Origin of the sequence: Actinomadura alba (assembly GCF_014323705.1) — a bacterium.
GTDB lineage: Bacteria > Actinomycetota > Actinomycetes > Streptosporangiales > Streptosporangiaceae > Actinomadura_C > Actinomadura_C alba.
In genome coordinates this window covers 44020-52316 of record NZ_JABVEC010000046.1, presented here as the reverse complement: position 1 = coordinate 52316, position 8297 = coordinate 44020, and the positions used below count along the sequence as shown (strand labels likewise).

Below are 8297 nucleotides of genomic sequence, written 5' to 3'. Positions count from 1 at the left end.
AGGCGGAGCGCAGCCGTTGTTGCTGGTGACATTGCGCCAGGTCATGCCGTCAGTCGTGCCGTAGTTCACCCCATTGAAGACGGCGGCCACCCGTTCGGTGCCCTCGGCTCCCCAGGTGGCGCTGCCGTTGTTGTCGGCGTCGATGGCCTGCTCCATGTGCAGATGCGGATGGCCGTTGGAGGTCGGCCCTGTCTTGCCGACCCGCCCGATCGTCGCTCCCTGCGCCACGTTGGCGCCCACGCCGACCGCCCGCGACTGCAGATGGATGTAGGTCGTGAACCACCCACCACCGTGATCGATCTGAATCATGTTCCCGGCGTTGGAATGGTAGAACGACTGATTCACCCGCCCCGCCGCCGGAGCCACCAGCAGCGCGCCCTCCGTCCCGACCTGATCAGGCTCTTTCACCATGTCCAGCGCCGGAGCATGAGCCCACGTATCCAGCCGCCATTTCTGCCCACAAGGGAACGGCAACTGAAACGCCGGCCGCGGCCCCGCCGCACTCGCCGGCGACGACAACACCGTCACCAGACCACCGGCCACCACAATCCCCGCCGCACCCGCGACGAAGGACCTCACACCCCTCCCACGAATCGACCTCACGAACCGTTCGACGAATGGACTCATCGGGCGTACCTCTCTTCAGAAGATAGCTGTCATCGACTGCTGGCCGATGCCCACCAGGACCCGGCCGCCGGCCCACATTCCCGTACCAATGACATCCGTCGCACTATGCGGATACGCGAACAGATCACCATTCGCCGCACGAGCGATCAGATCCACCCGGTCATCACCATTCACATCCGCCGCCATAATCGCCGTCATCGACTGACGGCCGACCCCTCCCACGAACCGACTTCACGAGCCGTTCGACGCATCGGTGCATCTGTGTTCCCTTTCTCCTGTGCCATCCCATGCGATGGGAACGGATCCGGCCGTCCCACTGACGAACCAGGGATGTCGTGGTGCGGAACCGGGTGTGGCACCCTACGAGAAGGTGTCAGCGGACAAAGCGTAAGTAGCGCTCCTTGCAAATCGCTTACACACTGCGGTGACCTGCGATTTCGCCTTCCACGAAACGCTCTACCCGGCCCGCGCATCACGGTTTTGCGGGATCCGCCGCGAGAAAGGTGGGCGTGCGGGTCGCGCGTCCAGAACCGGTGTGTCACCCTGCAGTAGTGCATCAGCGCGCAGAGCGTAGGACGGGCCGGCTCTTAGCTCGCACCCTGATTCCGTTGACTTGCACCTCCGCAATCATGTGACGCACTCTTCCTCTCGGGCCGCTCGCCTTTCATCACCGCCGTACCGGCTCGAGCGCCGATCGACCGGCGCTCGGGTACGGAACGGGGAGGGGACACATGAACGAGCCGCGACTTCGTTTCGGTGTACTTGGGCCTCTGGTCGCAGAGAAGCACGGCCGGCCGATCGACCTGCCCCGGTCAAAGATCATGCGGGGGCTGCTGGGCGTCCTGCTGCTCGCCCAGCCGCAAGCGCTGTCCGCGGAGCGAATGCTCGACCTGGTGTGGTCGGCGCGCGGCTCCCGTACCGGCCGCGGCACCGTGCAGGTCGGCATCTCCCGCCTCCGGGAGTGGCTCACCGAGTTCACCGCCGGCGAGCCCGGCCTGATCAGCGTCGATCACGACGCGTCCGGCTACCGCCTGTCCGTGGATCCGTTGGCCGTGGACATGTCACGGTTCCGGCTGCTGACCGCCGAGGCCGAGGGCGCCGCCCCGGCCGAGCGCCGGCGGCTCCTGGAGCGGGCCGTGGAGTTGTCACGGGGCCCCGTCCTCGCCGACCTCCCCCATCTGGCCTTGGGCGACCGGCTGCTGCGCAGTGCCCACGAAGAGGTTCGCGCCACCTTCCTGGCGTTCGCCGAGACGGCGCTGGCGGAGGGCCGGCCGCACGAGGCCCTCGGGCCCCTCGACGCGATGGCCGCCGCGGCCCCGCTCGACGAACCCGTGCACGCGTGGCTGCTGAAGCTGCTGGCGGCGTGCGAACGGCCGGCGGAGGCCCTCGCGCGCTATGAGTCCCTGCGCACCAGGCTCACCGAGAACCTCGGGGTGAGCCCGAGCACGGAGGTACAGCAGGCGCACCTGGCGATCCTCGCCCGCGACCGCGAGATCATCGTCGCGACCCCGTCGGCTCCGTGCCTTCTGCCGCCCGACATCGTGGACTTCGTCGGCCGCGGCGAGCAGGTGGAGCGGCTGGTGAAACTGCTCGCGGGCGACGGCCGCTCAATGGCGACGGCACTGGTCGTCGGCGAGGGCGGGATCGGCAAGACCACCCTCGTCACGCACGTGGCGCACCGGGTCAGGACGGCCTTCCCCGACGGCCAGATGTACGTCGATCTGCAGGGGGCCGAGGCGCTTCCGGCCGATCCCGGCGAGGTGCTCGGGCGGTTCCTGACCGCACTCGGGGTCGACGGCCGGGCGCTGCCCAAGAGCGTGGCGGAGCGCGCGGAGCGGCTCCGGAGCCTGGTCGCCGACCGGCGCGTCCTCATGGTGCTCGACAACGCCGCCGACGAACGGCAGATCCGGCCCCTGCTGCCCGGCGGCAGCGGCTGTGCCGTACTCGTCAACGGCCGCCGCAGGTTGCCCGGACTCAGCGCCCACACCATGCAGCTCACGGCGTTCGACGCAGAGACCGCGCTTGCACTGCTCCGCCGGATGATCGGGCACAAGCGGGTGCTGTCCGAACCCGACGCGGCCAGGGAGATCGTGGATCTGTGCGGCGGCCTGCCGCTGGCCGTACGGATAGCCGGGGCGCGGCTCGCGGCGCGGGAGCGGTGGAGCCTCGCACACCTCGCGGACCGTCTGCGCCTGGAACGGCGGCGGCTCGACGAACTCTCCGCCGGAGACCTCACCGTCCGGGCGAGCCTGACCATGAGCTACCGGACGCTCGACGCCCCGGCGAGGCGCGCGTTCCGGCTGCTCGGGCTGCTCGATGTACCCGACTTTCCGGTATGGGTCTGTGCGGCGCTGCTCGACATCGCCACTGACGAGGCCGAGGCCCTGCTCGACGCGCTCATGGACGCGCTGCTCCTGGTCTGTGTCGGCACCGACGCCTGCGGCAACTTCCGCTACCGCTTCCACGACCTGGTGCGGCTGTACGCACGAGAGCGCGCCGAGGCCGAGGACGGCTCGGCCGAGTGCGCGGCGGCGGTCGGCCGCGCACTCGGGGCGTGGCTGGCGCTGGCCGAGGCGGCGGACCGCGGGCTGCCCGAGCGCGTGGCCGCCGACATCGACGGCCCGGCCCGCCGTCGGCCGCCGTACCCCCCGATCGAGCCGGTCGCGACGGCCGACTGCCTCAACTGGTTCGACAGCGAGCGCGCGGCTCTCGCCGCCTGCGTCGCGCAGGCCGCCGCGGCCGGGTTCACCGACCTGGCGTGGGAACTGGCGGCGCGCTCGCTCAGCTACTACGCGTTCCGCGGTCTGTACGAGGACTGGTCGCACACCCATGAGGTCGCGCGCCGCGCCTGCATGCTGGCCGGCGACCGCCTCGGCGAGGCCGTCATGGTGCGCAACCTCAGCTGTCTGCGCATGACCGGCGTCAAGGCCGGACCTGGAACGGTCCCAGCGCGCATCGCGGCGGCCCTGCGGACGTTCCGCGAGTCGGGCCTGAGGCACGGCGAGGTAGACATGCTGGGCATGTTCGTCTTCTCGCTCCGTGGCGGTCGCCCGCTCGACGATGTCCTGGCGATGGCGGACGCGGCCATGGACAAGGCCGAGGGCATCGGATACGAGCTCGGCCAGACCCGCCTTTGGTACATGCGGGCGCTGGCCCACCGCGAGCAGGGGCGCTATCCGGACGCCATTCGGTGCGCGGAGCGCTGTCTCGACATGGCCGCCGACGCGGGCACCGCTCACGACCGGGTCCTCGCGCTCTGGGAGATGGCGGCCGCGTGCCACGGCGAGACCGACTCGGCACGGATCTCCGAACGGGTACGGGAGGGGATCGACGTCTGCCGGCGCCGGGGCGAACGGCTGCTGGAGGCCTACCTGCTGCTGTCGCACGGCGAACTCCATCTCCAGGCAGGGCGCCTCACCAGCGCTCGTGCGCAGACCGAGAAGGCCCTCGCGGTGTTCGACGAGCACGTGATCCTGTTCGGCCGGGGGGCCGCACACCGCCTGCTCGGCCGGTTGCACCATGTCGAGAACCGTCCCGCGCTGGCGGTACCGCACTTCATCCGCGCCGAGCGCGCCTTCCTCCGGCTGCGCAACACCCTCGAACAGGCCATGACGCTCAAGGCCATGGCGGAGAGCATGTACGCCAACGGGCAGCACACTGCCGCCGAGCGCACGCGCAGACGGGCGCACACGCTGTTCGTACGCATCGGCAACGGCACCGAGGCCGCCGCCGTACGGGGCCTCGGCGCGCTGTGACACGGCCGGTGCCTCTACGTCTACGTATACGAAGACGACGCCCCGGGCGCCGGGCCCGGCCTCACCTTCTGGCCGGGCCCGGCGCGGCGGCCTTTCCGCGGACCACTCGTCACGCCGATCGCTGCGCGTACTCCTCGAGCAGACGGCGACCGATGATCATTTTCTGGATGTCGGCCGTTCCCTCGCCGATGAGCAACATGGGCGCCTCGCGATAGAGCCGCTCGATCTCGTACTCCTTGGAATACCCGTAGCCGCCATGGATTCGAAAGGCGTCCTCGACGACCTCTTTGCAGTATTCGCCGGCGAGATATTTGGCCATGCCCGCCTCGAGGTCGTTGCGTGCCCCGCTGTCCTTGCGCCGCGCGGCCATGACCGTCATCTGGTGCGCCGCCTCGACCTTGGTGGCCATCTCGGCGAGCCGGAACTGCACGGCCTGGTGGTCGGCGATCCGCTTGCCGAACGTCTCGCGCCGCTGGGCGTACGACGCCGCGAGCTCGAACGCGCGCAGGGCCACTCCGCAGCCGCGCGCGGCCACGTTGACCCGGCCCACCTCGACGCCGTCCATCATCTGGTAGAAGCCCCGGCCGGGCTCGCCGCCGAGGATCTGCCCGGCACCGACGCGGTGACCCGCGAAGATCAGTTCGGTCGTGTCGACGCCCTTGTACCCCATCTTTTCGATCTTGCCTGGCACGGTGAGCCCGGGTTCGACCTCGCCGAAGCCGGGTTCCTTGTCGATGAGGAACGTCGTCATGCCGCGGTGGCCCGCGTCCGGATCGGTCCGGACCAGCGTCGCGACGAGGTTCGCCGACGCCCCGTTGGTCAGCCACATCTTCTGGCCGTCGATGACGTAGTCGTCACCGTCCCGCACCGCCCGCGTCTTGATCGCCGAGACGTCGGAACCGCAACCCGGCTCGGACATGGAGAACGCGCCGCAGATGCTCCCCTCGGCCATCCGGGGCAGATAACGCGCCTTCTGCCGCGGGGTGCCGTGCTGTTCGATCATCCACGCAACGATGAAGTGCGTGTTGATGATGCCCGAGACGCTCATCCAGCCCCGGGACAGCTCCTCCACCACGAGCGCGTAGGTCAGCAGCGACTCACCGAGCCCGCCGTATTCTTCGGGGATCACGAGCCCGAAGAGCCCCATCTCCCGCATGCCCTCGACGATCTGCGATGGGTAGGCGTCGGCGTGCTCCAGCGCGGTCGCGACCGGCAGGATCTCCCTGTCGACGAACTCCCGCACCGTGGCGAGCATCTCGAGCTGGACGTCGGTCAGCCCGTCCGTCTGCGCGAGGCGTCTCACGAAACGCTCCCTTCATCAAGATCCGTCCAGACTCTAACCCTCCCCTCCGGAACCCCTCATCCGGGTCATGCGGAAGGACCGCCGCGGCCCTTCGGCACGTGTCTTCGGGGGCGCTGGACGGCCGCCGGATGGCTCGACCACCCGGCATTCGTGGCCGTGCGCGACGTCATCACCCGCGGCGCGGAGGCCGGTTCGCTGAGGTGAGCGTCACGCAGGCGCGCTCAATGGATCGTTCGGGGATCTTCGTGGGGTGACCGCGTCGAGGCCGCGCCGCCGGAAGGCGAAGAGCACGATCAGGGCGAACACGCCGAGTTGGGCGGCGGTGCCCACGATGCTCTGCCAGGGCGCGTCCGTGACCTGGAGCACGTCGCTCAGCTGCCCGGTCGCCGCCGGCAGCAGGAACGCCACGAGGTTGTTCAGTACGTGCAACGCGATGGGCGCTTCGAGCCCGCCCGTGCGCACTGCCAGCCAGCCCGTCATGAGCCCGAACAGGAAAACGTCGAGCAGCGCCCAGCTCCGGTGGGCGTGACCGGCGGTGAACACCATGGCGCTGATGACGATGGCCGGCCACGGTGTGCGGAAGACGACGCTCGCCGCCCGCCCGATCCGGCCTGTACGCGTCTCCAGAGTGCACGAGGCGATGGCCTGCAGGAGCCAGCCGCGAAAGACGTACTCCTCCGCCGCGGCCTGGAACGGCACCAGCAGAATGATCATCAGCGCGGCGGGCAGGAAGGTCCCCCAGCCGATCCAGCCGACCGTCGAGGAGTCCTCCTCGCCGGTACCGGCGAACGTCATCCACGACACGGCGTACGACGCCAGGCACGCGAGGACGGCGATCCCGGCGCAGACGAGCAGCCAGCGGCCCCGCACTCGGCCCGTGACCGAGGACAACGACCCGGCCGGCCGGCGCTGCACGACCCAGGCCGCCAGCAGTACCACCGGCGTGAGGACGGCGAGCGACACGAGCTGGACCCCGAGGTCCACGGTCGGGTCCTTGAAGATCTGACCGGCGCCCATGTCGGTCATGGGAGCCTCGCCCAGGATGATCGCGACGGTCATCGCGCCCATCGACACGCCCAGCAGCACCGCGAGTCCGACGGCGATGGCGAACAGCGTGCCGACGAGCGGTCGCCACCATCGGTGCACCTGCGTGCGGGCCTGCCGGTGGAAGGCCGTGCCCGGTTCCGGCCGGACGACCCACGATCGCCTCGCGGGCGGCGCCGGGATCCCCGTCGCTCCCCCGCCATACGGCCCGTACGGGCCAGGCCACCCGGCGGGCGCGTTCGGAGGGTAGGGCGCGTACTGCCCTGGGGGTGGGCCCTGTGCGTAGGGAGGGTATTGCCCCTCGGATGCGTACTGTCCCTCGGGCGCGTACTGTCCCTCGGGCGCGTACCGCCCGTCGGGTGCGTACGGCCCGTGGGACGGGCGCTGCTCGTGGGGTGGCTGCTGCTCGGGACGCCGCTTGGGCGGTGCGGGCTCGTGAGCGGGCTCGTGAGCGGGCTCGTGGGAGGGCTCGTGAGAGCTGCCGGCACCGAGTGACGGGACGTGAGGAGGGGGCGCCAGACCAGGGTCGGGCAGAGCCCAGCCCTCGCCCGGTTGGTCGGGCGTCTTCATATTTGGGAGCTTATGGCATATCGCCTAATCTCCCGGTAAGAGGTCATACGGGCGGATTGAACGTTTTAGTCCGCATTAGTCCCGCTATGCGGCCTTTGGCGGCAATGACGAGCGCCATCTTCCGCGATGCCTCGTCGATCATCTCGTCGCCGAGCATGGCCGCCCCGCGCTTCTCGACGGTCGTGTAGTAGTCGTAGGCGTCGAGGATCAGCTCGGCGTGGTCGTAGTCGTCCTGCGCCGGGGAGAAGACCTCGTTGGCCGCGTCGATCTGGCTCGGATGCAGCACCCACTTGCCGTCGAACCCGAGCGCGGCCGAACGGCGGGCCACCCGGGTGAAGGCGGGCACGTCGCGGACGTTGAAGTACGGGCCGTCGATGGCCTGCAGGTCATGTGCGCGGGCGGCCATCAGGATGCGCATGAGGATGTAGTGGTAGGCGTCGCCCTCGGTGTAGCCGGGCGGCTGCTCCCCCACCACGAGCGTCTTCATGTTGATCGACGCCATGAAGTCGCCGGGCCCGAAGACGAGCGTCTCCATCCGGGCGGACGCGGCCGCGATCTCGTCGACACGGGTGAGGCCGCGCGCGTCCTCGATCTGCGCCTCGATGCCGATGCGCCCGACCTCGAGCCCCATGTTCCGCTCGATCTGGGTGAGCAGTCGATCGAGCCACTGGACATCGGCGGGGTCGCGGACCTTGGGCAGCATGACACAGTCGAGGTTGGCGCCCGCGCCCTCGACCACCTCGATCACGTCGCGGTAGGTCCACCGGGTGTCGAGGTCGTTGACCCGGACGACCCGGACCTTGCCCGACCAGTCGCCGTCGTTCAGGGCTGCGACGACACTGCGCCGGGCGTCCTCCTTGGCCGCCGGGGCGACCGCATCCTCGAGGTCGAGGAAGATCTCGTCGGCGGGCAGGCCCTGCGCCTTCTCGATGAAGCGTGGATTGCTGCCCGGCACGGCCAGGGTCGAACGACGGGGACGCATACGGCGGATGCTACCC

6 protein-coding genes are annotated in these 8297 nt (G+C 69.8%); 1 reads left to right on the top strand and 5 read right to left on the bottom strand.

All coding sequences use genetic code 11. The features are described from left to right. Both HKK74_RS35180 and HKK74_RS35175 read right to left on the bottom strand, forming a co-directional pair. Positions 1 to 579: M23 family metallopeptidase (locus HKK74_RS35180; protein ID WP_187247744.1), on the bottom strand; the 579-nt coding region annotated here is incomplete at its 3' end. A gap of 63 nt (positions 580 to 642) precedes the next feature. Further along, positions 643 to 825, bottom strand: a complete 183-nt coding sequence (locus tag HKK74_RS35175; RefSeq protein WP_187247743.1) for a hypothetical protein — start codon at positions 823 to 825, stop codon at positions 643 to 645. Positions 826 to 1358: 533 nt separating this feature from the next. Here HKK74_RS35175 and HKK74_RS35170 point away from each other — a divergent pair. Further along, a complete protein-coding gene (locus HKK74_RS35170; RefSeq protein ID WP_187247742.1) occupies positions 1359 to 4382 on the top strand; it encodes an AfsR/SARP family transcriptional regulator in 3024 nt (1007 codons plus the stop codon). 109 nt (positions 4383 to 4491) lie between these two features. Here HKK74_RS35170 and HKK74_RS35165 read toward each other — a convergent pair whose 3' ends face one another. The 3 genes from HKK74_RS35165 to HKK74_RS35155 all read right to left on the bottom strand — a co-directional run bounded on the left by HKK74_RS35165 (position 4492) and on the right by HKK74_RS35155 (position 8281). Next, entirely contained in the window at positions 4492 to 5685 is a 1194-nt protein-coding gene (locus HKK74_RS35165; protein ID WP_187247741.1) for an acyl-CoA dehydrogenase family protein, read from the bottom strand. 207 nt (positions 5686 to 5892) lie between these two features. Then, positions 5893 to 7299, bottom strand: a complete 1407-nt coding sequence (locus tag HKK74_RS35160) for a CPBP family intramembrane glutamic endopeptidase (RefSeq protein WP_187247740.1) — start codon at positions 7297 to 7299, stop codon at positions 5893 to 5895. Positions 7300 to 7342: 43 nt separating this feature from the next. Then, positions 7343 to 8281 (bottom strand): HpcH/HpaI aldolase/citrate lyase family protein, encoded by a 939-nt coding sequence (locus tag HKK74_RS35155; protein WP_187247739.1) that lies wholly within the window; start codon positions 8279 to 8281, stop codon positions 7343 to 7345. Positions 8282 to 8297: the final 16 nt, after the last annotated feature.

What these genes read in the sequence shown, in the direction of transcription:
- HKK74_RS35175 (WP_187247743.1), bottom strand. Translation starts at nt 825, where the DNA reads ATGACGGCGATTATGGCGGCGGATGTGAATGGTGATGACCGGGTGGAT.
- HKK74_RS35170 (WP_187247742.1), top strand. Translation starts at nt 1,359, where the DNA reads ATGAACGAGCCGCGACTTCGTTTCGGTGTACTTGGGCCTCTGGTCGCA.
- HKK74_RS35160 (WP_187247740.1), bottom strand. Translation starts at nt 7,299, where the DNA reads ATGAAGACGCCCGACCAACCGGGCGAGGGCTGGGCTCTGCCCGACCCT.
- HKK74_RS35155 (WP_187247739.1), bottom strand. Translation starts at nt 8,281, where the DNA reads ATGCGTCCCCGTCGTTCGACCCTGGCCGTGCCGGGCAGCAATCCACGC.